The organism is Bacillus marinisedimentorum, assembly GCF_001644195.2.
GTDB lineage: Bacteria > Bacillota > Bacilli > Bacillales > Bacillaceae_O > Bacillus_BL > Bacillus_BL marinisedimentorum.
The window spans coordinates 1-22,309 of record NZ_LWBL02000075.1 but is presented as its reverse complement, the minus strand read 5'-3'; the positions used below and the strand labels follow the sequence as shown (position 1 = coordinate 22,309).

At 46.8% G+C, this 22,309-nt stretch carries 22 protein-coding genes and 3 other annotated features; of the genes, 3 read left to right on the top strand and 19 right to left on the bottom strand.

Features of this window, described 5'->3' with window-relative positions; all coding sequences use genetic code 11:
• The coding region (locus A4U59_RS22095; RefSeq protein WP_211274973.1) for a hypothetical protein at nt 1-290 on the bottom strand (290 nt) is incomplete at its 3' end.
• 112 nt (nt 291-402) lie between these two features.
• Between A4U59_RS22095 and rnhC the strand changes: the two genes are divergently transcribed.
• Nucleotides 403-1,341, top strand: coding sequence for a ribonuclease HIII (gene rnhC / locus A4U59_RS20180; RefSeq protein ID WP_070121837.1), 939 nt, complete (start codon nt 403-405; stop codon nt 1,339-1,341).
• Between the two features lie 239 nt (nt 1,342-1,580).
• Here the strand turns inward: rnhC and pheT are convergent, their stop codons facing one another.
• The 3 genes from pheT to A4U59_RS20165 all read right to left on the bottom strand — a co-directional run bounded on the left by pheT (nt 1,581) and on the right by A4U59_RS20165 (nt 6,259).
• Complete coding sequence (pheT, locus tag A4U59_RS20175) at nt 1,581-4,004, bottom strand: phenylalanine--tRNA ligase subunit beta (protein WP_070121836.1); 2,424 nt, start codon at nt 4,002-4,004, stop codon at nt 1,581-1,583.
• 41 nt (nt 4,005-4,045) lie between these two features.
• Nucleotides 4,046-5,080, bottom strand: a complete 1,035-nt coding sequence (pheS, locus tag A4U59_RS20170; protein ID WP_070121835.1) for a phenylalanine--tRNA ligase subunit alpha — start codon at nt 5,078-5,080, stop codon at nt 4,046-4,048.
• A gap of 72 nt (nt 5,081-5,152) precedes the next feature.
• Nucleotides 5,153-5,406 (bottom strand) — a binding site (T-box leader).
• 106 nt (nt 5,407-5,512) lie between these two features.
• On the bottom strand, nt 5,513-6,259 hold the full coding sequence (locus A4U59_RS20165) for a TrmH family RNA methyltransferase (RefSeq protein WP_070121834.1): 747 nt from the start codon (nt 6,257-6,259) through the stop codon (nt 5,513-5,515).
• 119 nt (nt 6,260-6,378) lie between these two features.
• Here A4U59_RS20165 and sspI point away from each other — a divergent pair, with 119 nt between their 5' ends.
• A complete protein-coding gene (sspI, locus tag A4U59_RS20160; RefSeq protein WP_070121833.1) occupies nt 6,379-6,588 on the top strand; it encodes a small acid-soluble spore protein SspI in 210 nt (69 codons plus the stop codon).
• Between the two features lie 170 nt (nt 6,589-6,758).
• On the opposite strand, the gene A4U59_RS20155 is transcribed toward sspI, so the two are convergent.
• Both A4U59_RS20155 and A4U59_RS20150 read right to left on the bottom strand, forming a co-directional pair.
• Complete coding sequence (locus tag A4U59_RS20155; RefSeq protein ID WP_070121832.1) at nt 6,759-7,844, bottom strand: M42 family metallopeptidase; 1,086 nt, start codon at nt 7,842-7,844, stop codon at nt 6,759-6,761.
• An 85-nt stretch (nt 7,845-7,929) separates the two neighbouring features.
• Complete coding sequence (locus A4U59_RS20150) at nt 7,930-8,430, bottom strand: dUTP diphosphatase (RefSeq protein WP_245680605.1); 501 nt, start codon at nt 8,428-8,430, stop codon at nt 7,930-7,932.
• Between the two features lie 169 nt (nt 8,431-8,599).
• Between A4U59_RS20150 and A4U59_RS20145 the strand changes: the two genes are divergently transcribed.
• A complete protein-coding gene (locus A4U59_RS20145) occupies nt 8,600-8,986 on the top strand; it encodes a sigma-w pathway protein ysdB (RefSeq protein ID WP_070121831.1) in 387 nt (128 codons plus the stop codon).
• Nucleotides 8,987-9,072: 86 nt separating this feature from the next.
• Here A4U59_RS20145 and A4U59_RS20140 read toward each other — a convergent pair whose 3' ends face one another.
• The 13 genes from A4U59_RS20140 to A4U59_RS20075 all read right to left on the bottom strand — a co-directional run bounded on the left by A4U59_RS20140 (nt 9,073) and on the right by A4U59_RS20075 (nt 21,754).
• Nucleotides 9,073-9,651: a TVP38/TMEM64 family protein gene (locus A4U59_RS20140; RefSeq protein WP_070121830.1), complete on the bottom strand. Its 579-nt coding sequence runs from the start codon at nt 9,649-9,651 to the stop codon at nt 9,073-9,075.
• 51 nt (nt 9,652-9,702) lie between these two features.
• Nucleotides 9,703-9,984, bottom strand: coding sequence for a DUF1294 domain-containing protein (locus A4U59_RS20135; protein WP_070121829.1), 282 nt, complete (start codon nt 9,982-9,984; stop codon nt 9,703-9,705).
• A 928-nt stretch (nt 9,985-10,912) separates the two neighbouring features.
• Complete coding sequence (rplT, locus tag A4U59_RS20130; protein ID WP_070121828.1) at nt 10,913-11,272, bottom strand: 50S ribosomal protein L20; 360 nt, start codon at nt 11,270-11,272, stop codon at nt 10,913-10,915.
• A gap of 37 nt (nt 11,273-11,309) precedes the next feature.
• Entirely contained in the window at nt 11,310-11,510 is a 201-nt protein-coding gene (gene rpmI / locus A4U59_RS20125) for a 50S ribosomal protein L35 (protein ID WP_070121827.1), read from the bottom strand.
• 36 nt (nt 11,511-11,546) lie between these two features.
• Nucleotides 11,547-12,089: a translation initiation factor IF-3 gene (gene infC, locus A4U59_RS20120; RefSeq protein WP_070121826.1), complete on the bottom strand. Its 543-nt coding sequence runs from the start codon at nt 12,087-12,089 to the stop codon at nt 11,547-11,549.
• A gap of 54 nt (nt 12,090-12,143) precedes the next feature.
• Nucleotides 12,144-12,289, bottom strand: a sequence feature (ribosomal protein L20 leader region).
• 477 nt (nt 12,290-12,766) lie between these two features.
• Nucleotides 12,767-14,707 (bottom strand): threonine--tRNA ligase, encoded by a 1,941-nt coding sequence (gene thrS / locus A4U59_RS20110; RefSeq protein ID WP_070121824.1) that lies wholly within the window; start codon nt 14,705-14,707, stop codon nt 12,767-12,769.
• A 278-nt stretch (nt 14,708-14,985) separates the two neighbouring features.
• Nucleotides 14,986-15,210 (bottom strand) — a binding site (T-box leader).
• 74 nt (nt 15,211-15,284) lie between these two features.
• On the bottom strand, nt 15,285-16,133 hold the full coding sequence (gene ytxC, locus A4U59_RS20105; protein WP_070121823.1) for a sporulation protein YtxC: 849 nt from the start codon (nt 16,131-16,133) through the stop codon (nt 15,285-15,287).
• Nucleotides 16,134-16,338: 205 nt separating this feature from the next.
• Nucleotides 16,339-17,271: a primosomal protein DnaI gene (dnaI, locus tag A4U59_RS20100; RefSeq protein WP_070121822.1), complete on the bottom strand. Its 933-nt coding sequence runs from the start codon at nt 17,269-17,271 to the stop codon at nt 16,339-16,341.
• Between the two features lie 40 nt (nt 17,272-17,311).
• The gene (locus A4U59_RS20095; protein ID WP_083270964.1) at nt 17,312-18,742 is read right to left on the bottom strand and encodes a replication initiation and membrane attachment family protein; all 1,431 of its coding nucleotides are present in this window, start codon (nt 18,740-18,742) and stop codon (nt 17,312-17,314) included.
• A 157-nt stretch (nt 18,743-18,899) separates the two neighbouring features.
• Nucleotides 18,900-19,367 (bottom strand): transcriptional regulator NrdR, encoded by a 468-nt coding sequence (nrdR, locus tag A4U59_RS20090; protein WP_070121820.1) that lies wholly within the window; start codon nt 19,365-19,367, stop codon nt 18,900-18,902.
• A gap of 90 nt (nt 19,368-19,457) precedes the next feature.
• Entirely contained in the window at nt 19,458-19,859 is a 402-nt protein-coding gene (locus tag A4U59_RS20085; RefSeq protein WP_070121819.1) for a hypothetical protein, read from the bottom strand.
• A 139-nt stretch (nt 19,860-19,998) separates the two neighbouring features.
• Complete coding sequence (speD, locus tag A4U59_RS20080) at nt 19,999-20,382, bottom strand: adenosylmethionine decarboxylase (protein ID WP_070121818.1); 384 nt, start codon at nt 20,380-20,382, stop codon at nt 19,999-20,001.
• Nucleotides 20,383-20,722: 340 nt separating this feature from the next.
• Complete coding sequence (locus tag A4U59_RS20075; RefSeq protein ID WP_070121817.1) at nt 20,723-21,754, bottom strand: glyceraldehyde-3-phosphate dehydrogenase; 1,032 nt, start codon at nt 21,752-21,754, stop codon at nt 20,723-20,725.
• Nucleotides 21,755-22,309: the final 555 nt, after the last annotated feature.

Here is a 22,309-nt window from a genome sequence, read left to right as displayed (position 1 = left end):
GCCGCATGGCGGGAAAAGCCTGGGATTCCGAGTGAAAATTGCACGTCTGGCGTGAAACAAGCAGCTTCCGGCGCGAAAAACTCCCGTACCGCGTGAAAGCAGCTGCAAGGCGGGAAAAAGCGGGAGGTCTGCGTGATAATCGCAGTGTTCGGCGTGAAATAGGCGTAATTATATAGATGTACCTTTTCTGATTTTTTCAACTTCAGCTGATTTGCGGCTAAATCCGCGGGATTTCTGCGGTTATTCCTTTGCCAGAACGCATCCTTCCCCTTGCCGCTGCCAGCGTACATCCATATCCTCTTCCCACCGTCTGTCTCCTGGTTGACTGCCTTCCTGCAGCAAAACCTATAACTTTTTCAGCTCCGGCATGATACGATGGGAAAGACGAAAGGAGTTGGCAGTGTGTCGAACGGTGTGTTAAAAATATCAGATGCTGTGTTAAAAGAAATGAAAAACCATTATAAAGAGTATCTCCAGGAGAAAGTGCCGCAGGGAGGCGTCTTCACAGCAAAACTTCCGGGATGCACAATTACTGCTTATAAGTCAGGAAAAGTGCTGTTCCAGGGGAAGGAATCCGGAGTTGAAATCGCCGCCTGGGAAGCAAAAGGGACAACCGGAACTTCAAAGAGACCCTCAGCCCCTAAGTCCGAAGCGCTATACAGGCCGCCGGAAAATATTGAATCATTGTCGATTATCGGCTCCGATGAAGTGGGCACCGGTGATTATTTTGGGCCGATGACTGTCGTGGCAGCCTACGTACCGGCCGATATGACTGGTAAATTGAAAAGCCTTGGCGTAAAGGATTCAAAAAACTTGAATGACACGCAAATCACAGATATTGCAAAGGCGATAAAGTCAATCGTGCCCCACAGCCTGCTCATTCTCCGCAATGAAAAATACAACGAGCTTCAGGAAAACGGCATGACCCAGGGAAAAATGAAAGCCTTGCTCCACAATCAGGCGATCAATCACCTTGTCAAAAAAATCAAGCCGGAAAAGCCTGACGGGGTGCTGATCGACCAGTTTGCCCAGCCGGCAGTTTACTTTAAACACATCAGAGGAAAAGAACAAAAAATCAAAAAAAACGTTTATTTTTCCACAAAAGCTGAAGGGGTCCACTTAAGTGTCGCTGCCGCTTCCATCATTGCCCGTTATGCTTTCATCAAAGAATTTGAAAAGCTGTCTGAAGCTGCCGGAATGGTCCTTCCTAAAGGTGCTGGAGCCCGGGTTGATGAAGCCGCTGCTGTACTGATGAGGAAACACGGGGCAGAAGCCATGCGTAAATTCGCCAAAGTTCATTTTGCCAATACCGAGAAAGCCTTGAATCTTATGAAAAGGTAAGAACAAATGCGCAAGGCGCCCGCATAGCGGTGCAAGCATAAGCAGGGGTTCCCGCAGGGAGGTGCCCTTTCCTCCCGGAGGGGATCACCGCTTATGACGATAGCCGCTGGCGCCTGGAGCTGGACGATTCCCTTCTGGCTTTTTATCCACAGCGCTTACATTTTATAACTTCCTTAACAATAAAAAAAGCAGCTTGACCGTCTGGCTAACGGGTAAGCTGCTTTTTTTTGATGTCCGCATTAGCTGCGGAGTGATGTATTCAATTTCTCTTCGAGGGCCCGCAAAACGCCGTTATGGGTTTCCGTCACCTCTTCATCCGTCAGTGTCCGTTCCGGATCATAGTATTTGAGAGAGAACGCCAGTGATTTTTTGCCTTCTTCCATATGCTCGCCCTGATATACATCAAATAGAGATGTTTCTTTGAGGAGCTTTCCGCCTGCCTCTTTGATGACTTCCTCGGCCCTTGCGGCAGAAAGGGTTTCATCCGCGACAATGGCGATATCCCTTGTGATGGAAGGGTAACGCGGAATAGGCGTATACTGGAGCTCTTGTGCTTCAAGGCTCAAAAGCCGCTCGAGATTCAGCTCAAATACATACGTTTCATTCAAATCCATTTCGGCTTGTGTTTCAGGGTGGACTTGCCCAATGTAGCCGACTTTTTCGTTTTTGAACATAATTTCTGCCGTCCGGCCCGGATGCAGTCCTGGCAGTTGTGAAGGCTGATAGGAAATGTCCTCCATAACATCAAGAAGGCTGAACATCCCTTCAAGAATTCCTTTTACTGTGAAAAAGTCAACCGGTGTCTTGACCCCCTGCCATTGGTGGCTTTCCCACAAACCGGTGACGGCTCCGGCAAGATGCTCCACTTCATCAGGGAGAGCAGATGCACTTCCGTCTTTTGAAAGAAACACGGATGCCGTTTCATAAAAAGCCGCATTCTCAATTTGCCTGGCAATGTTGTATTGGATAACATCCAGCAAATGAGGCACAATGCTGAGTCTGAGCATGCTGCGTTCTTCACTCATCGGCATGGCCAATTTCACCGGCGTAAAGCCCTCATGAACGGTGTAGGATTGTACTTTTTCCTCGCTTGTCAGTGAGTAAGTGACCGACTGCATCAATCCTGCACCTTCAAGATAGCGGCGAACCGCGCGGCGCTTCTCCTGGTATTCAGTCAGCCGGCCTGGTTTAGCTTCCAGCACAGGCAGCGTAGTTGGTATTTTTTCATATCCATATAAGCGCCCGACTTCTTCAATCAAGTCTTCTTCGATTGTAATATCCGGGCGCCGGGTCGGAACAGTGACCGTAAAATCGCCGTTTTCTTCTTTATATTCGAAACGGAGCGCTTTGAAGATATCCGCTGTTTCAGAAACACTGATCTCAGTTCCGAGCACCCGGTTGATCTTTTCGGAAGCAATCGTCAATACAGCCGGTTCTTTCGTCAGGTTGTCGGCCTCGGCAATCCCCTCAAGCACCGTGCCTCCTGCATATTCAGACATCAAAGCAGCTGCCCGGTCGGCAGCTTCCTTCGCCCGATAAGGATCAAGGCCTTTTTCATAACGGGAACTCGCTTCACTGCGCAGCCCATGATCTTTTGATGCCGTTCTGATCCTCTGTCCATCAAACACGGCCGATTCAATCAGGACGTTCACCGTATCATTCTGCACCTCTGAATCGGCTCCGCCCATGACACCAGCCAGTGCTACCGGATTTTTTCCATTTGTGATGACTAGATGGGCGGATGTCAGCGTCCGTTCCATATCATCAAGGGTTGTGATTTTTTCCCCATCCTTCGCCCGGCGGACAACGATTTCCTTTGAACCGAGACGGTCAAGGTCGAACGCATGCAGCGGCTGTCCATATTCAAGCATAATATAGTTTGTGATATCGACGATGTTATTACTCGGACGGATGCCGGATGCGACCAGACGGTTTTGCATCCAGAGCGGTGAAGGTCCGATTTTCACATCCCTGACAACCCGCGCACCGTAATACGGGTTATCGTCAGCGTTTTCAACCGATACCGAGACTGCATCGGCAACATGGCCGCCGCCGGCATTCAGTTCAATTTCCGGAAATTTGATATTTTTTTTCAAAATGGCTGCCGTCTCATAGGCAACCCCAAACATGTTCATGGCGTCAGCACGATTCGGCGTCAGGCCGAGCTCGAGAACGGAGTCATCAAGGTTAAGCTGTTTGATGGCGTCTGTGCCCACTTTCGTATCTTCCGGAAAAACATAAATGCCGTCAGCAAATTCCTTTGCGACGAGTTTGCTTTCAATCCCGAGTTCCTGCAGCGAACAAATCATACCGTTGGATGCTTCCCCGCGGAGCTTCGCCTTTTTGATTTTGAAATTTCCCGGCAGGACAGCTCCCACTTTCGCGACCGCGACTTTTTGGCCCTTCGCGACATTCGGCGCACCGCAGATGATTTGCACAGGTTCACCCTCACCGATATCAACCATGCATACATTCAATTTATCAGCATTCGGATGCTGTTCGCATTGAAGCACATATCCGACAATGATATTTTTCAAGCCTTTATCGAGTTTTTCGACCCCTTCCACTTCAATGCCGCTGAGCGTTATTTTATCAGCAAGCTCTTCAGGGGTAATAGTGGCAATATCCACATATTCCTTCAACCAGTTATAAGATACCAGCATTTTAATTGCTCCCTCCTGTGGCCGTTTTCCTTCATTTCAGGTTATGCCCTTTTGAATTGTGCTAAGAAACGGAGATCATCTGTATAGAAATGGCGGATGTCCTCAATGCCGTATTTGAGCATCGCAATCCGCTCAGGCCCCATGCCGAATGCAAACCCTGTATATTTAGTGGAATCGAATCCAGCCATTTCCAATACATTCGGATGCACCATTCCGGCACCGAGGATTTCAATCCAGCCTGTTTGCTTACAAACATTGCAGCCCTCTCCGCCGCACATTTTGCAGGAAACATCAACTTCTACCGACGGCTCCGTAAACGGGAAGAAACTTGGGCGAAGGCGGATTTCGCGATTCTCGCCGAACATTTGTTTCGCAAACACTTCAAGGGTCCCTTTCAAATCGCTCATCCGGATGTTTTCATCTACGACAAGTCCCTCAATTTGCATGAACTGATGCGAATGTGTTGCATCATCTGTATCTCTCCGGTAAACCTTACCCGGACAAATGATTTTGACGGGACCTTTTCCTTCATGCTTTTCCATCGTGCGGGCCTGTACCGGCGAGGTATGTGTCCGAAGCAGCAATTCTTCGGAAATGTAAAAAGAGTCCTGCATGTCACGGGCCGGATGTCCCTTCGGCAAGTTAAGCGCCTCAAAGTTGTAATAATCGGTTTCTACTTCAGGACCTTCAGCGATGGAATAACCCATACCGATAAACAGGTCCTCGATTTCCTCTATGACAGCGGTAAGCGGGTGATGATTGCCCTGCTTCACCGGCCGTCCCGGCAATGTAACATCGATTTGTTCTGATGCGAGCTTTCTTTCGACCTCAAGTTTCTTCAGTTGATCCTGCTTGCTTTCGAGTGTTTCAGTGATCGCAGCGCGTACTTCATTGGCAAGCTGCCCCATTTTCGGGCGCTCTTCGGCAGGAAGTTTCCTCATACCGCGCAGAACTTCTGTTATCGGTCCCTTTTTTCCAAGATAAGCGACCCGCACATCTTGAAGCTCCTTTAATTCCTCTGCCTTCTCAATTTTACCGAGCGCTTCTTCTTTAAGGCTCATCAGCTTTTCTTCCATCAGTTTTCCTCCTTTGTTGGCTTTATGTATAAAACAGTGATTCCGCCAATACATAAAAAAACCCCATCCCTGGTAAGGGACGAGGTTTCATTTCGCGGTACCACCCTTGTTAACCATTCAACTCCGCATATATGCAGCGTAACGGTTCACTTCATTGAAATAACGGCTCTTCACCGATGCGCCTTTATTTTTCCGGAAAGGAAAAAGTCCCGGCGCCGACTCCGGAGTGAATTCGATTGCTTCGCACATGAAGATGCTTCCAGTCAGCGGCATCTTCTCCCTGGCAGGGCGAGCGGCAATGTACTGCTCTCCTTCTTCGTCTTTAACGTCATTATCCAATTATTTTTTAATTATAGAGGGAATTACGCCGGCACGCAACCTTCTTTACTTCAAGGCTAAGCTGAAACTTTGTTTAATTTCGGTTTACAGAGCCTATTTCAGATGAAACAGCAGAATGCCGGCCGCCACTGTCACGTTAAGTGATTCCGCCTTTCCTGAAATCGGAATATATAGATTCTGGTCCGTTTGAGCCAATAGTTCCGGGGTAACACCGCTTCCTTCATTTCCGACGATAAGGGCATATGGCCGTTCAGCGGTCATCTCCCTGTAATTTGATGCATCCTTCAGTGAACTGCCGTAAATCGTCATTCCGTTTGAACGTACCTTTGCAATCCAATCCTGCAGATCAGCACGCACGACAGGCAGATGGAAAATAGATCCCTGGGTGGAGCGGAGAACTTTACTGTTATAAAGGTCTGCGCTTCCCTTTCCCAGGATGACTCCGTCCAATCCGGCAGCATCAGCCGTACGAATCAGCGTGCCGACATTCCCTGGGTCCTGGACACCATCAATAAACAGCAGCTTTTTAAATTGCACAGGCTGTTTTTCTTCGATTGTGCATACGGCGGCAACTCCCTGCGGCGATTCCATATCACTGATGGACTTCATCACTTCCGGTGATGCATAAATGATTTCCATCCCTGAAACGTCCCAATGGGCCGGAAAACTCTCGTCCTCACTTATAACCAGCTGAACAATTCCCGTTTTTGAAACAATCGCCTCTTCTACAAGGTGCCATCCCTCGATTAAAAACGTGCCGCTTTTTTCACGCTCTTTCTTTGTATGTAATTTTTTCAGTTGTTTTGCAAATGGATTTTTTGGTGACTCAATCCGCTTCAACATAATCCCTCTTTTCCTTTGAACCATCACTATTATAGCCTGTCTCCTATACATAATCCAAACGATATTGCAAAAACTACATGTGCCCGCTCAAAACTAAACTAAAAGAGGTGCTGGACATGAATTTCAATCTAAGACAGGCCATTATGGCAAACATCACTGGACATGATCAGCAGCAGCTTCAAGCAACAATCCAGGATGCTCTTCAAAGCGGAGAAGAGAAAATGCTCCCGGGGCTCGGCGTCCTTTTTGAAGTGCTGTGGCAGAACACGGACGAACAGGACCATACGGAAATGCTTGAGGTAATGGAGTCAGGGCTGAAGAAATAACGGAAATGCGGATGCGGTGTCCATATCAGCATAGCCCTTACTTCTTTCTGGGAGGGTAATGCTTAACAGCTGATCGCCGGTGTCCTGAGCATCAGGCACAACTGGCAAGGGCGCCAGCATACGCAAGAAAAAAGCCGGATAATCGCATCCGGCTTTTTTCCATTATCCTATTAACCAAACGTAATTTCTTTGACTTTCTCTTCGTCAAGGCCTTTGATGACTTCAACGATCAGTTTAACTGCATTTTCATAATCATCGCGGTGCAGCATCGCCGCATGCGAATGGATGTAACGTGTTGCAATCGTAATCGAAAGCGCAGGTACGCCGTTTGCCGTCAGGTGGATGGAACCGGCATCTGTGCCGCCGCCTGCAATGGCATCAAACTGATAAGGAATCCCTGCTTTATCAGCTGTATCCGTTACAAAGTCACGCAAGCCTTTGTGGGAGACCATTGATGCATCATAAAGGATGATTTGCGGTCCTTCACCCATTTTGCTTTGCGCTTCTTTTTCAGTAATCCCCGGTGTGTCGCCGGCAATACCGACATCAACAGCGAATCCGATGTCAGGCTTAATAAGATTGGTTGCGGTTTTTGCACCCCGCAGCCCAACTTCCTCCTGGACATTTCCTACGCCGTAGACGACATTCGGGTGGGCCTCATCCTTGAGCTTCTTCAATACGTCAATGGCGATTGCACAGCCGATGCGGTTATCCCATGCTTTTGCAAGGAGCATTTTTTCATTGTTCATGACGGTGAATTCAAAATAAGGCACAATGGAATCTCCCGGTTTTACTCCCCACTCCATCGCTTCATCCTTGCTGGATGCTCCGATATCGATGAACATATCTTTGATTTCAACCGGCTTTTTCCGTGCTTCCGCAGGCAGGATGTGCGGCGGCTTGGAACCGACAACACCTGTGATATCGCCTTTCCTTGTTTGGATCGTTACACGCTGGGCCAGCATGACCTGTGACCACCAGCCGCCGACTGTCTGGAAACGGAGGAAACCTTTATCATCAATCTGGGTCACCATGAATCCGACCTCATCGAGATGGCCTGCCACCATTACTTTCGGGCCGCCTTCTTTTCCTGTTTTCTTTGCGATGAGGCTTCCGATATTATCCATCAGCATTTCATCCGCATACGGCTCAATGTATTTGCGCATGACATCACGCGCTTCACGTTCATTGCCCGGAATGCCTTTTGCATCCGTAAGCTCTTTCAGCATTTGCAGTGTTTCGTCTAATTTAGCCATATAAGGCAAAATCCCCCTTCATTATGTATTCAAATCATATTATAACTTATTAGCTGGCTCAGACAAAGTTTAGACTTACGAAATGTTAATATCCCTGTTCCTGCCTGTTATGGTTTTCTTTGTTTTTGTCAAAATAGCCGCGTTCGATAACAGCACCGCTGAAGCCGAGCTTTCCTCCAAGTGTGAGAAATGCCGTAAACATCTCTGAAAAGCGCAAAAGCGACCTGTCTTTATTGAAATCAGCTGTGAGTGTAAAAACGTTATTGAATAAAGAAGTCATTTCATTATCCGATTGCTCAAATTCCGCCTTCATTTTACGTTCCCATCCCAATCCGATTCCGATCGACAGAATAAAGTGGAGGCAGTCAACATATTCTTCCAAGATGACATCATCCGCTGCAGGCGGTTTGCTGCTCCAGAACTTGAAGCACCTTGTCTCATTGGCCAGTTCCCCCAACTCCACGAACAGCGCCAGTATTTTCCGATCAGTCAAATCCTGGCTGCCGAGTTTCCGTTCCGATTCTATCCTGCTGTCAAGTTCCTTTTGCATCCGGATCAGGCGGTTAAGTTCCAGCCGGTCTCCCATGCATTCACCTCCATGTTTTTTTTGCGATCTGCTTATACTTTGAAACCTTTTTCAGCTATAATCGTAAAAAGGGTATAACGTATTACACGCAGATTTGCTTCTTTTCCTATTCTACCAAAAGGGCGCATTTCATGTAACGGAATGCCGGATATACAGGGAGTGAAAGGCAATGATTATCATTTTATTTCGGCTGTTTATCCTGGCAGCCGTCATCCTGCTGATTTATTCGGCGTTCAAATATGTATTGAATCCGATGCGGAAGCTTGAACTGGCCTATGAGCAAAAAAAGTTTTTTCTTCTTGATGATCAAAATAACGTTCGAAAAAACCTGCTCTTAACGTATAAAGGCGTTTTATTCGAAGGGGAGAAATATCTGGGTACAACCGAAAAGGCGTTTGAGGTCGTTGATGTATCCATGCGGGTCAAACAGCCTGACCGGCTTGTCGGAATGGACAGGGAGGACTTCTATTTTATCGAAAAGGAAATCCTGATCCGCTACCCGAATGCCAAAATTGAGTGGAAAAGCCCTGTAAAAGAATTTCTGGCAATGATGTAGATGGAAACTTATATAAGCATGAACACAGCAAAAAACCATGGGAACCACCGGCACGCCGGCGATTCCCATGGTTTTTTGCAGGCTGGTCAGGAAACAGAACGGGCCTCAAAAAATTCATCCCACTTGAAAACCGTATTTTTCGTCCGAAAAACATAAAACAACGCGGCTAAAACCGCCGCAAACAGTACTGCAGGCCCGATCGCCATTTTTTCGATCATGCCGCCGAAAGCCGTGTAGACAACTGCAAGCGGAATATTTGCAAAAATAGATGTTTTCATATAGTCCTTGAAATTTTTAGTGGATTCCATAATACATAATGATAGCAGATGAAAGTGCATGAACGGCAGCAGCCGCAAAATGGTGATTTGACCTGCCGAGAACTGCCCCCGCCGGCCGAACCACTTCTGCTTCAACGCGGAAAGCCGCTCAAACATTTTTGGAAACATGCTCCCCAAATAATAAAAAGAAAAACTGACGAACGAAATGCCGATCGCCGAATATACCGCTCCTGCAAGCGGTCCGAACAGCACACCGCCAGCCACACAGACAGCCGCCACCGGTATGAACAGAAACGGCCGAAGAATATGCAGGATGATAAATAAGGCCGGAGCAAATAAACCGGTTGTCTTCACTATCGCTGCCAGCATCACTGTGGTTTGCTCCATTCTCTCCCCTCCTTATTTAGAGGATATGCGCCAGTACGGCCGTTGATGAATTCAGCTTACAATAAGGACAAATAGCCATATATATGCTGCCATATTAAAAAATAGAAGGACCGGAACTCCAAACTGGAATGCAATATGTTTTGTTTTATGCCTGAACTTTCTCATGCCGGCCCCAACTCCTGCTGCCCCTCCGAAAAGCGAAAGCATCCAGATTGTTTTCTCCGGTATCCGCCAGCGCTGCTTCACTGCCCTTCGTTTATCCATGCCCATTATGGCAAAGCCTGTTATGTTTACTGCAATCGCCCATCCTGCCAGCAGGTATGTAAGGCTCATTTTTATTCCTCCCTTTTTTCCTGAAAATAAAAGCAAAACATTATTTAAATAACTGCTGAAAATGGCTTATGTGTCCGATAAAGACTTGCTTGTTTACTGATCAACTTTTTTCCTTTCCCTCTTCACCGATTCAATGGAGATACTCTGACCCCAAATTGGAATTCATTCACCTTAAAAATAGGATTACCACTTCACTGACACCCCTACTGCTCCAGTAAACAAGAAAAGCGCAATGCGCCCCGCTTAGCGGTGTACGCATAAGCGGGGGAGCCCGCAGGAAAGTGAATCTTTCCTTCTGGAGGGGAATCACCACTTCTGACGATAGCCGCCGGCGACTGGAGCTGGATGACTCTCTCCTCGTTTTTTATCCACAACGTTATTATACTTTCCTTAACAACAAAAAAGCGCAAGATGCCTGCTTAGCGGCGTGCTCCGGAGGCCTTTTCGGGAACGCATACGCATGATCGGGGATTCCTGCAGGAAGGCGGTTTTCCCTTCCTTAGGGGATCACAGCTCTATGATGTTGGAGCTGGACGCTGATTTTCCTTGAAAAATTTATACTTTTTATCTAATAGGCTTATGTTAAAAGAACGGAGTTGATTTTACACATTGCCGGGACATTTTTTAAGGACAAGATATTCGGGTTTTCCTCTCTAATCGGGCGAGGGCACATCTACATGGACGATTACCAATGAATCGTTCCTCTAATCTGGCCACGGCACCTCTACATAGACGATTCAGCGGGTATCACCAGCCGCACTTAACGGAGCCACCTATAAAAAAACTCGCCGGTCGGCGAGCCTTTAGGCGAAACAGGAGAAGCAGTTTCGTCTTATATATTCAAAAAATTCGCCGCTTAGGCATAAATTCTTTCATAAAAGGTAAAAAAGCCGCTCTATAATGAGAGCGGCCTTTCTATTCAGGTTTATTACTTCTGCAGGCTGGCTTTCGCCTGGTCTGCCAATTGTGCAAAACCTTTTTCATCGCTTACAGCAAGTTCAGCAAGCATTTTGCGGTTTACTTCGATGCCTGCCAGCTTCAAGCCATGCATCAAACGGCTGTATGAAATGCCGTTCATGCGTGCAGCTGCATTGATACGGGCAATCCAAAGCTTACGGAAATCCCGTTTTTTCTGGCGGCGGTCACGGTAAGCATACATGAATGACTTCATTACCTGCTGGTTGGCAGTTTTGAAGAGTGCATGTTTGGAACCATAGTAACCTTTGGCTAATTTTAATGTTCTTTTGCGACGGCGGCGCGTCACATATCCACCTTTAACACGTGGCATATAAATTCCCTCCTAAGTCTATCCTATTCCGAAGTTATTATTTCAGGTTGTCAAGCATCTGACGGATACGCTTGAAATCGCCTTTGCTTACAAGGGCAGATTTACGGAGTTTCCGCTTTTGCTTTTGCGACTTGTTTGCAAACAAGTGGCTTGTAAATGCATGTGAGCGTTTCAGCTTGCCTTTGCCTGTCTTTTTGAAGCGCTTCGCTGAACCGCTGTGAGTTTTCATTTTAGGCATGTGGTATTCCTCCTTGAAAAATTACAATCGATTCGATTACTTTTCGTTTGTTGGTGCAAGAATCAAGAACATGCTGCGTCCTTCCATCTTCGGCTTGGACTCGATTGTACTGACGTCCTTGCAGTCTTCTGCTAATCGTTCCAGCACACGCTGCCCCAATTCTTTGTGAGTGATCGCACGGCCTCTGAAACGAATGCTTGCCTTCACTTTGTCGCCTTTTTCAAGGAACTTGCGGGCATTGCGCAGCTTCGTGTTGTAATCGTGCTCTTCAATACCGGGACTTAAACGGACTTCCTTAAGATTGATGATCTTCTGGTTTTTACGAGCTTCTTTTTCTTTCTTTTGCTGCTCATAACGGTACTTCCCGTAATCCATGATACGGCATACCGGCGGTTTGGCATTTGGAGCCACCAGAACCAGGTCCAAATTGGCGTTTGCTGCCATGTCAAGTGCTTCCTGGCGTGTCTTGACGCCGATTTGGTCTCCGTTTGCCCCGATGAGACGCACCTCGCGGGCACGGATTGACTCATTGATAACATTATCCTTACTAATAACCAGCCACCTCCATGGTTTTTTCATGAATTGTTAGTTTGTGCCTTACTGAAGCAACTGCTGCTTTCACAGGGGGATTTCATTGCATAAAAAAAGCGGATGCTTATGCACCCACACTTCGACATAGTATCCACGATTCACTGATCATGGTTGGCTATTATTCGAAAAACCTGTCAACAGCTCTTTTGCGTCAATCAGGTGAGAAGCGGGTGCTTCTTCTTATTCACAAACTCGTATTCATATCTTTATCCACTATAACATCATCAAAATTCAAATGTCAACTTTTATGGTGGTGAGTCATCTTTTGAACAACGAATACAATGTTACAGGGCTTTCCCGAAAAAAGCAAGGGGTTTTTTATTGCAATGATAAGTATATTTGTTTACTGACAGGATGTTTTCGTAAATATTTTGCTGTTTTTATTGGAATGAACGGATGTTCCGGATGCTGGATTCGGCTGAAGGGGCAACGGCCATGCGCTTTCATGCAGTATACATGACTTTTCGCGCCAAGCGCCAGGCTTTTCACGCTGAACGCATGTGTTTTCATCCCAAATACCATTCATTTCACGCCACACCACTGGTTTCATGCCGTTGAACCGTTTTTTCACACCTTTCAGTAACACGGTATGGATTATATGGGCTTCTAAGATATGGGTCAAAAAGAAAAGGACGGCGGGAATTCCGCCTGTCCTCTTCTATCGTTTATCTGCTTTTGTTGCTGACTTCTGTTTTAATCGCATTCAAGAAGGATTCAAGCCCGACTGTTTCAGATTTCTGTTCGCCGTATTTTCTTACATTTACAGCATCGTTTTCAATTTCTTTGTCGCCTACAACAAGTGCATAAGGGATTTTTTGCACCTGGGCTTCCCTGATTTTATAACCGATTTTTTCATCGCGCTCATCCACTTCAACCCTGATTCCCTCAAACTGCAATTTTTCCTGGACTTTGCGTGCATAATCGAGATGGGCATCGACTGAAACCGGGATCACGCGGGCCTGCACAGGTGCTAGCCATGTCGGGAATGCGCCTTTATACTCTTCAATGAGGAAGGCGACAAAACGTTCCATTGTCGATACGACACCGCGGTGAATGACGACCGGCCGATGTTCTTTGCCGTCTTCTCCGATGTAAGTCAAATCGAATCGTTCCGGCAGGTGAAAGTCCAGCTGTACAGTCGACAGTGTTTCATCTTTGCCAAGAGCAGTTTTAACCTGCACATCGAGTTTAGGGCCGTAGAAAGCGGCTTCCCCTTCAGCTTCCACGTATTCGACACCAAGGTCGTCCATCGCTTCTTTAAGCATTTCCTGGGCTTTAACCCACATTTCGTCATTGTCCACATACTTCTTTTTATCTTCCGGATCACGGTAAGACAGGCGGAAGTAGTAATCGTTGATGCCGAAGTCTCTGTACACCGCCTGCACCAAATGCACCACGCGGATGAATTCATCTTTCAGCTGGTCCGGACGGGCGAAGATATGGGCATCGTTCAGTGTCATAGCACGCACGCGCTGCAGGCCGGCAAGCGCCCCAGACATTTCATAACGGTGCATTGTGCCGAGTTCGGCGATGCGCACCGGCAAGTTCCTGTAACTGTGCAGCTGGTTCTTATACACCATCATGTGGTGGGGGCAATTCATCGGGCGGAGGACAAGCTGTTCGTTGTCCATCTCCATTGCCGGAAACATATCTTCCTGGTAATGATCCCAGTGACCGGAAGTTTTATAAAGGTCCACGCTGCCTAGAACAGGAGTATAAACATGGTTGTAGCCGAGACGCTCCTCGATATCAACAATGTAACGTTCGATGATGCGGCGGATTGTCGCCCCTTTCGGCAGCCAGAGCGGAAGTCCCTGACCGACCTTCTGGGATACCGTAAACAGTTCAAGCTCCTTGCCGAGTTTGCGGTGGTCCCGCTCCTTTGCTTCTTCGAGGAGGCGGAGGTGCTCATCAAGCTCGGACTGTTTAAAGAAAGCTGTTCCGTAGATGCGCTGCAGCATTTTGTTGTCGCTGTCGCCGCGCCAGTATGCACCAGAGATGTTCATCAACTTGAATACTTTGATTTTCGAAGTGGAGGGGACGTGCGGCCCGCGGCAAAGGTCAAAAAATTCGCCCTGCCTGTAAATTGTGATGCTGTCCCCCTCAGGAATATCGTCAATCAATTCAAGTTTCAGTTCATCACCAATTTCACGGTAGACATCTTTTGCCTTCTGGCGTGAAACCTCTTCACATTCCACCTGCAAGTTTTCATCCACAATTTTTTTCATTTCCTTTTCGATTAGCGGGAGATCTTCAGGCGTCAATTTATGTTCCATATCGATATCATAATAGAAACCGCCTTCGATTACCGGTCCGACGCCAAGCTTCACGTCATCATACAGCCGCTTGACAGCCTGTGCCATGAGGTGTGCGCTGCTGTGGCGCAAAACTTCGAGTGCTTCATCTGAACCTGGAGTGATCAGCTCGATTTCGCCATCTTCCTTAAGCTGGCCCCGCAAGTCAACAAGTTGGCCATTATATTTTGCGGCAAGCGTTTTTTTCTTCAGCCCCGGGCTGATGGAAGCCGCAATGTCTTCTGCTGTTGTTCCCTGCGGAAACTCCTTTACTGCTCCATCAGGAAACGTAACGTTAATGTTTTCTGCCATTTTTCCTTCACTCCTTTTTTTATTTAGCCATATTAGACTTTAATTGCTGATTTGAATCAAATGTTTTTGCAGACCGGACAGTCAACAGAAGAAGCAGCTCCCTTTCCGAGCATGTGCAAGACGTGCAGGCCCTGGTTGCCGCAGGACACGGCGTTTCTTAGCAGAGGTTCCTGTTATCCATCAAGCTTCATAGCTCATGCGCCGTCCACTTAGTTTCAAATCAACAAAATCAAAGCAAGCCCGGGCCGCGAATAAAAATAAAAAACACCCGTCCCTGAAAAAGGGACGAGTGCTCTGCTCGCGGTTCCACCCTGATTCCTGCATCTGTCATAACAATACAGGCGGCTTAAAGTGATAACGGCACTGGCCGTCAGCAGCTACTGGCATGTTCACTGCTGAAGTTCGGAGGCGGTAAGGGATTATCCGTGTTTAGGGAACTTCCAGCCAGGGCCCCCCTCTCTGTAAACCGTAACAATTCCTCATGTCCTCGTCATAACAAGTTTTATCGTTAATAATGATTCTATGTAAGAATTATATGAAGAATGGCCGGCAAAATCAAGTGACGATGCCGACCTTTTTAAATATTAAGCGGATTTTCATGCCGCGGAAGGATCACAACTCGTTCTTCAAAGATATTTTGGACCGTCCGAACGATTCCGTGATCGATCTGCTCCGTGTAAAGGATAATTTTCCGCGGGACAAGGGACAGCAGCGGCGCAATGACAAATGCAGCCGGATCAAGATGCTGGTCCCTTATGAACTGTTCCTCCACAGGGTCCAGGACATCAGCCTGCCGGATTGGTTTCCATTCCGAGTCAAAAAAAAGAACCTTTTGCCCATGGATAAGGTGAACGACAGCAGCTGCTGCCTGCTTACAGCCGACATAGCGTCTGGCATTCTCAATAAAATCCTGGTATTCCTGCTCCATTTTATATTCATCAATGGCAGCTTCCACATATTTACGGAGCCTTTCCCTATAATCGCGCAAACGGAATCTTACAAACGATTCAAACGAAAAAGACGGTGTGTCTGCAAAGATTTTATCTAACGCATCATGGATAAACACTGTCCGGTCTTTCCCGGCTGGAATTCCCCGAATCGGAATATCCTTTTTTTCTCCAGCTATGATGGAACGGGCAATGGCGACAATTTGCTCCTGTTCTTCAAAGCTCTTGAATAAAAACGTTTGCTCGATAATTTCCGCCATCCAGCTTTCTTCATACGCCTGGATAATAAACTCCGCAATAGAAGGGATTAAAAAGGCATTCATCCACTGGTTACGATTGCGGCAGGGCTCCTGGATGGTCACCTTGCTGTACCGGAATTCTATATCATTTGCATATTCTGGATAGTTAACACAATTTTGCTGCAGTTTCGCATATAAAAGCGCTGCATCCACTTTATTTTCAAACTGTATGGCGAGCAAGCTTCCCCCTCCTTCTGGCGGTTAAACTGTTACATTATATGGGCCGGAGGGAAGAAACATGTCCATTAAACGTAAAATAGCGACGAGAAAAGGGACACCAGCTGAAAGCTGGAATCAAAAAAGCCGGCATCAAACTGACGGAGGGGGATCGGCCCCGCCGTTTTCCAGCTGATTCCTGGCTTGAATTGATATATTGACTGTTAGACTAGCTTCGCCTATTTCTGCCGCCTACCTCAACCGCTTCAGCCAGATAACGGATTCTCTCCATGATCCTGGCTGCTTTCAATTCCTCCACTTCCCCGCGCTGTGTATATGTGAAATGATGGGCAAGCTCTTCGAAGTTGGCATTAGAGGTGAAAAAGGTCGGCAATTTTTCCATCATCCTAAATTGCAGAACAGGGCCAAGCACTTCGTCCCGCATCCAGCTTGTCATCGATTCGGCACCGATATCATCAAACATCAAAACGGCCGCCTCCTTGATCACATCAAGCTTTTGATTAAGCGTGCCATCTGACATCGACCCTTTGATTTCACGGATGAGCTCAGGTGTATAAACGATCATTGATGAAACGCCTTTTTCGGCAAGCTCATTTGCGATTGCACCAAGAAAATATGTTTTTCCGACGCCGAACGGCCCATGGAAATACAGGCCTTTCCATGCCGTTCCCTCTAAATACTGTTTCACGAAGTCTCGCGATTTCTTGATTGCTTCAAAACGTCCAGGGTCATCAAGCTCAAGTGATGACATGGAAGCTTCGAGCACATCCCGGGGAACAGCCATGCTTTTTACAAGTCTCGACTGTTTCCGTTTTTCATCCTCAAGACGTTTTCTCGGGCATGGTTCGTACGCAATATCGATATAATTGTTCCGAAGTATGAGAACAGGCTCGAAACCCGGCATCAAGTTCCCGCATGTATCCAGGCTCTCACATCCGCTGCAATCCCTGTTCTGGGTCGTATATTCGTAAAGCTTCATCAGACTCCTGTCAACCGTTTCACTGCCCATAGCAATACGATGGTAATCAAGGAACAGCTTCACATCCGGGTTTGCCAGCACGGCGCTCTTCAGTTCGGCATATTCTTTTTTGAAAGAAGGATTTTGCAGCAATTTTTTGAAAGAGTCCTGTATCGGCTCCATGCCGGATCACCTGCCTTTACATTGTTGGCCATAGTTGGCGTCATTTTTCCTTTTTAAATTCACGGAGACTTTCTTCAAGTTTTTTCCGCTCTTCATCAAATGAGTCGGACCGGGATGGTTCAGCCGGTTTATCCTTTTGGTGCTCCTGCTTTTTCAGCCAGTCGGGCAGCATTTCTGTCCGGATTGGCTTTTTCCTTGAAGCACGGTTTTTCTTCTGTGTCTGGTCTGCCAGTGTTTTTTGGTGTTCGGCTCTCGCATATGCCATCGCTTCTTTTACCGTCCTGATGTTTTTGCGTGCCCAGTGGGAAGCGACTTTTTCAATATAGCTTTTCGGCAGTTTCATATCATGCTTGAGCATGACGAATTCCAACAGGACATTCATGACTCCCGGCAGAAGCTTCTGCTTGAACATAATGTCTTCCACCAACTTCAAATCTGCTGCCGAAGGTTCGCCGCCGGAGATATCCTTGATGACTTGATACGGTGAACTTTCTTCCCAGTATCGGATCTTTTTTTCTTCTTCCGTAGCGGGGGTTTCCGTCCCGCTGCGGTAATGGACAGGCTGTTTCCGTTTTACAAGGTCAGGGAGCCCGCCGCCATGCCTCGTCTGGTACCACGAGCTGGCCTCTTTGCGGAGCTGCTCCACACTGATCTGGTCGGTACTTAAATCGATTGAATTCAACACCACCTGCTGCATGTCCATCTCAGGAATATTATAAATATAGGCAACTTTAATAATCGCATCTTTCACAGTAGTTGTGAAGGCTTTTTCAGGAAGAAAATGATCGGAAATCCCCGCCAGAAGAAAGTCAAAATCAAAGTCGGCTGAACCGAACGAAACTTCGCCGTCCGCCTTGCTTTTGTATTCCTCATTTGGGCCCTCCAGCTCAAAAGCCCCTTCCATTTCAGAACCGGCCTTTTGCATAAGTTCTGAAGGGTTCAATGAAGTGAACACTTCGCTGAAACTGTGAGTGACCTGTTCAAGACCCTCTTCATCAATGGATTCGATAACCATATCCCTTTTCACTTTATGGAATGTTGTTTTTCCAAGTTTATTATATAAGTAGACATTCAGCATGCCATCAGTAAAAAAGTCGTTTGGAGTGAGCGGCGGCTGCAGTTCATATACGTAATGGCGCACATCACTTTTAACTTGGAGATAAGTTTTCAGGAGCCCGATGCCTTCCAGTGTCTTTCTGGCTTCAAAAAGCTGCTTCAGATCCTGTCCTGTCATGCTCATGAGCGCCACATGGGCTGCCTCTTCCCCCCAGCAGCGGAAAGAGTCGACATCGGCCAACATGGCCATGTACAGGCTGAAGGCCTCGCTGCCGATCAAGGGCAGGTATAGGCGGGTGACCGTCACCATCTCATCATCCGTAAGGCTTCCATTCGTTTTCACCTGGTAACGGTCAACCGGTAGCAGGTTTTGCCAGTGATGTTCTCCCATGCTCGATGCTCCTTCTTTGCTCATTTAGAACGTTTTTGATTTAAATGAAAAGCGGGCCGGATGCAGAACTTCACAAGCTGCCTTCGCCCCGTTTCGTTAAAAATATGTGCCGCTGGCCAGCGGGTGGTGTAATCGCCAGATGCTGATTTGCCGTCAATTTAACTGAATTGTGCTGCTGTCATCAGTTTTTTTCATCCGTCCGATTGATCAAGTCTTTCAATTCCTCTAAAAACACATTCACGTCTTTAAATTGGCGATAAACAGAAGCAAAGCGGACGTAAGCAACTTCATCCACCCTTGCAAGCCGATCCATCACCATCGAACCGATATCTTCACTCTTCACTTCAGAAACACCCTGGTTGCGGAGTTCCCGCTCGACTTCATGTGTGATGTCTTCGATTTTTTGCAGGGGAACCGGCCGTTTTTCACATGCTTTAATGAGGCCGCGGAGAATTTTCTCCCGGCTGAACTCTTCCCGTGTTCCTTCCTTTTTTACGACAATGAGCGGTATTTCTTCGACCTTTTCGAATGTCGTAAACCGGTAATTGCATTGTTCGCATTCTCTTCTTCTGCGGATGGACCTTCCATCTTCCACCGGCCTTGAATCGAGTACGCGTGTGCCATTATGCTGGCAATTGGGACAGCGCATCTTCCTCACTCCAAACGTCATACGACAATTTCTTACTTTATATGATAAAGAAATTGCGATAAGGGTACAAGCCCATTTTCCTGACAATTGCTACAGTTTGTCCGCCAACCCTGTGCCGATAAATGATAATTCTTTATTCAACTCACGATATAAAAATTCGATCTTTGCAGAAGGATACCCGAGGCCGAACGGGACGATTGATGAATTCATGGAAACAGAAAAATCGACAGCTGTCCGAAAAGGCTTTACAGTCACTGCCGTTGCAACAAGAAATGCTTTTCCGTTATCGAGATCGGCGCTCAATTCACCTCGCTCCTTTGATTCTCCCCTGATGACAGAGCCGCTCATCGATGACAGGATGTTCCTGACAGCTTGAGAAGCGTCCTCCTGTTTTGTTTTATAATAATGGGTCCTTAACGATTCTGCCGGGTGGTGTTCGCTTGTTTCAGCATGCTTGTTTACAAACTTTGCAACCGTCTGTTTTATGCTCATTGTTCAAAAGCCACCTTCCGCAATAGTAATAAACAGTAAAAACAGAGCTGCCGGCCCTGCATGGACCGGATGCTCTACTCTTATAAAAGTGAAAAAAGAGATGCATATTCATACACCTCTTTTCCTCATACCGTATCAGTTAAAGTGCTTTGACATTTGTGCTTGCCACTTTTACTGGCCCCATGCCTCTTGGCACTTCAAGATTTTCAATTGTTTTAGCTTCCAGGCCTTCGGTAATGAAATCAGCAGCGACATTAGGATCAATACGGTCACCGCACGTATAAACATCTATGCTTGCATAGCCGTGTTCCGGAAAGCTGTGGATAGTCAGATGGGATTCAGATATAATGACAACACCGCTCACTCCGTGGGGAGCAAATTTATGAAACGCCACTTCTCGGACTTCGGCACCTGCTTTTAGTGCAGCATCCACAAAAACTTCTTCAATCAGTTTCAAATCATTCAGTTTGTCAGTGTTGCATCCCCATAATTCACGAATTACATGACGACCCATAGTATCCATGAGCTCGTTCCCCCCTGTGAAATAATTTGAAGAATCAGCCAGGTGAGTAGTCATTACCACGGGGGAAAGTTAGTCCGAAGAGGTCCTAACCCTTTAAGTAACACTATGGTCACCCGCTTTTTCAAGTACGAAACATAGTATACTCTGTCTTCTTCTTCTTTGCAATAAAAAAACCGTATTTTAGACACAGGGATTTGACAAAACCGCTACAGAAAAAAAGAGAGAGAAAAGTGATTCATTGCCTTGCCGATACCTGCCCTTATGAAACATATGTATAAATAAAGGGGATCATCCTGATCGGACAATCCCCTCTTATGCAAGAACCATGCTGGCCTGTGAATCAGGAAGCCTGTACTTTTGTGCGCCCGGCTATTTTTTCAGCCACCATCTGCGCCAAATCGACAACCCGTGAGGAATAACCCCACTCATTGTCATACCATGCCAGAACCTTCACTTTTCGTTCTCCGATCACCATGGTCGATAAACCATCGATAATGGAAGATTCTTCAGTAGTTGTAAAATCTATAGAGACAAGCGGTTCATCAGAAACGCCCAAAATCCCTTTAAGAGATCCTTTTGAAGCTGTTTTAAAGGCCTCGTTCACTTCTTCAATCGTCACATCCCGATCCAGATCTACAACAAGGTCGACAAGGGAAACGTTTGGAGTCGGAACTCTTAGTGCCATTCCATGCATCCTGCCCTTCATTTCAGGCATGACTTTTGACAGCGCTTTGGCAGCCCCGGTGGAAGTCGGAATGATCGACTGCGCGCAGGCCCGCGCTCTGCGCAGGTCCTTATGCGGATTATCGATGTTTTTCTGATCATTCGTGTAGGAATGAACGGTTGTCATGAGACCGTTTTCAATCCCAAACTGATCTTGCAGCACTTTGACTACCGGCGCAAGACAATTCGTCGTACATGAAGCGTTTGAAATGATGTCATGTTTTTCCGCATCATATTCACCATCGTTAACGCCCATGACAATTGTAACATCCTCTTCTTTAGCAGGTGCCGTAATGATAACCTTCTTCGCACCTGCTTCAAGATGGTATCCTGCTGTTTCCTTCGTCTTAAATTTGCCGGTAGCTTCAATGACGATATCCACTCCCATATCCTTCCATGGGAGCTGGCGCGGGTCACGTTCACTCACAAGTTGAATGCGCTTTCCATTTACGACAAGGGCATCCTCTTCTGCGTTTACTTCTCCGCGGAACCGTCCATGAATTGAATCATATTTTATTAAATGCGCTAATGTGTCAGCCGGGTAGCTGGCATTAATCGCGACAATGTTCAATTGATGATCTTCCATGGCCTTTCTGAAAACCATGCGTCCTATTCTCCCAAATCCGTTAATTGCTACTTTTACATCCATCCCTAATGCTCCTTCCGGAATTTATGTTATACTCTTACTTACCCTTTTGTTAAATAGTATAACATAAAGTTTGTTTTATGTGACTAAAAATTGAACTTTTTGCATTAGCACCTCCCTGATTATAGCAGAATTCAACCTAAAATGTATACTATTAATAAAAAGCTATTTTTGTAAGTGTTGGCGGGATTTCTGAAGCGGGAATGGATTTCCGGCAGCCGCTTGTTATCCGTGGAGCTGTCGGCGGTCCTCATCGCTCGTTCCGCGGATAGCGAGGTCTTGCCCACACCGCAATGCAACAGAACAGTGAATAAGCTTCCTTCGGCGGTTCACTGCAAGAAGGAAAGGATGAGCATTTCAGCGGTTAACTGATTCCCTTGTCTAGTTTGTATCTAGCTCAACTCTCCAAGAGAGCAGCATCTTTTAAAAGGATAACCCGAAAATACAACTGGCAAACTTCGAATGGCTGTCTGTAAACTAACCAAAAACAAGAAAAGCTCAAGGCGCCCGCTCAGCGGCGTACGCATAAGCAGGGCTGCACCAGGAAGGGCGTTTTTT

Excerpts from the sequence above, each read along its gene's own strand:
- thrS (WP_070121824.1), bottom strand. The coding sequence starts at position 14,707 with ATGGCAGAAAACATTAACGTTACGTTTCCTGATGGAGCAGTAAAGGAG.
- A4U59_RS20155 (WP_070121832.1), bottom strand. The coding sequence starts at position 7,844 with ATGGCTAAATTAGACGAAACACTGCAAATGCTGAAAGAGCTTACGGAT.
- rplT (WP_070121828.1), bottom strand. The coding sequence starts at position 11,272 with ATGCCACGTGTTAAAGGTGGATATGTGACGCGCCGCCGTCGCAAAAGA.
- A4U59_RS20075 (WP_070121817.1), bottom strand. The coding sequence starts at position 21,754 with ATGGATGTAAAAGTAGCAATTAACGGATTTGGGAGAATAGGACGCATG.
- A4U59_RS20150 (WP_245680605.1), bottom strand. The coding sequence starts at position 8,430 with ATGGGAGACCGGCTGGAACTTAACCGCCTGATCCGGATGCAAAAGGAA.
- speD (WP_070121818.1), bottom strand. The coding sequence starts at position 20,382 with ATGGATACTATGGGTCGTCATGTAATTCGTGAATTATGGGGATGCAAC.
- sspI (WP_070121833.1), top strand. The coding sequence starts at position 6,379 with ATGAATTTCAATCTAAGACAGGCCATTATGGCAAACATCACTGGACAT.
- nrdR (WP_070121820.1), bottom strand. The coding sequence starts at position 19,367 with ATGCGCTGTCCCAATTGCCAGCATAATGGCACACGCGTACTCGATTCA.
- rpmI (WP_070121827.1), bottom strand. The coding sequence starts at position 11,510 with ATGCCTAAAATGAAAACTCACAGCGGTTCAGCGAAGCGCTTCAAAAAG.
- A4U59_RS20085 (WP_070121819.1), bottom strand. The coding sequence starts at position 19,859 with ATGAGCATAAAACAGACGGTTGCAAAGTTTGTAAACAAGCATGCTGAA.
- infC (WP_070121826.1), bottom strand. The coding sequence starts at position 12,089 with ATGAAAAAACCATGGAGGTGGCTGGTTATTAGTAAGGATAATGTTATC.
- pheT (WP_070121836.1), bottom strand. The coding sequence starts at position 4,004 with ATGCTGGTATCTTATAACTGGTTGAAGGAATATGTGGATATTGCCACT.
- A4U59_RS20140 (WP_070121830.1), bottom strand. The coding sequence starts at position 9,651 with ATGGAGCAAACCACAGTGATGCTGGCAGCGATAGTGAAGACAACCGGT.
- A4U59_RS20135 (WP_070121829.1), bottom strand. The coding sequence starts at position 9,984 with ATGAGCCTTACATACCTGCTGGCAGGATGGGCGATTGCAGTAAACATA.
- A4U59_RS20145 (WP_070121831.1), top strand. The coding sequence starts at position 8,600 with ATGATTATCATTTTATTTCGGCTGTTTATCCTGGCAGCCGTCATCCTG.
- A4U59_RS20095 (WP_083270964.1), bottom strand. The coding sequence starts at position 18,742 with ATGAGCAAAGAAGGAGCATCGAGCATGGGAGAACATCACTGGCAAAAC.
- pheS (WP_070121835.1), bottom strand. The coding sequence starts at position 5,080 with ATGGAAGAAAAGCTGATGAGCCTTAAAGAAGAAGCGCTCGGTAAAATT.
- dnaI (WP_070121822.1), bottom strand. The coding sequence starts at position 17,271 with ATGGAGCCGATACAGGACTCTTTCAAAAAATTGCTGCAAAATCCTTCT.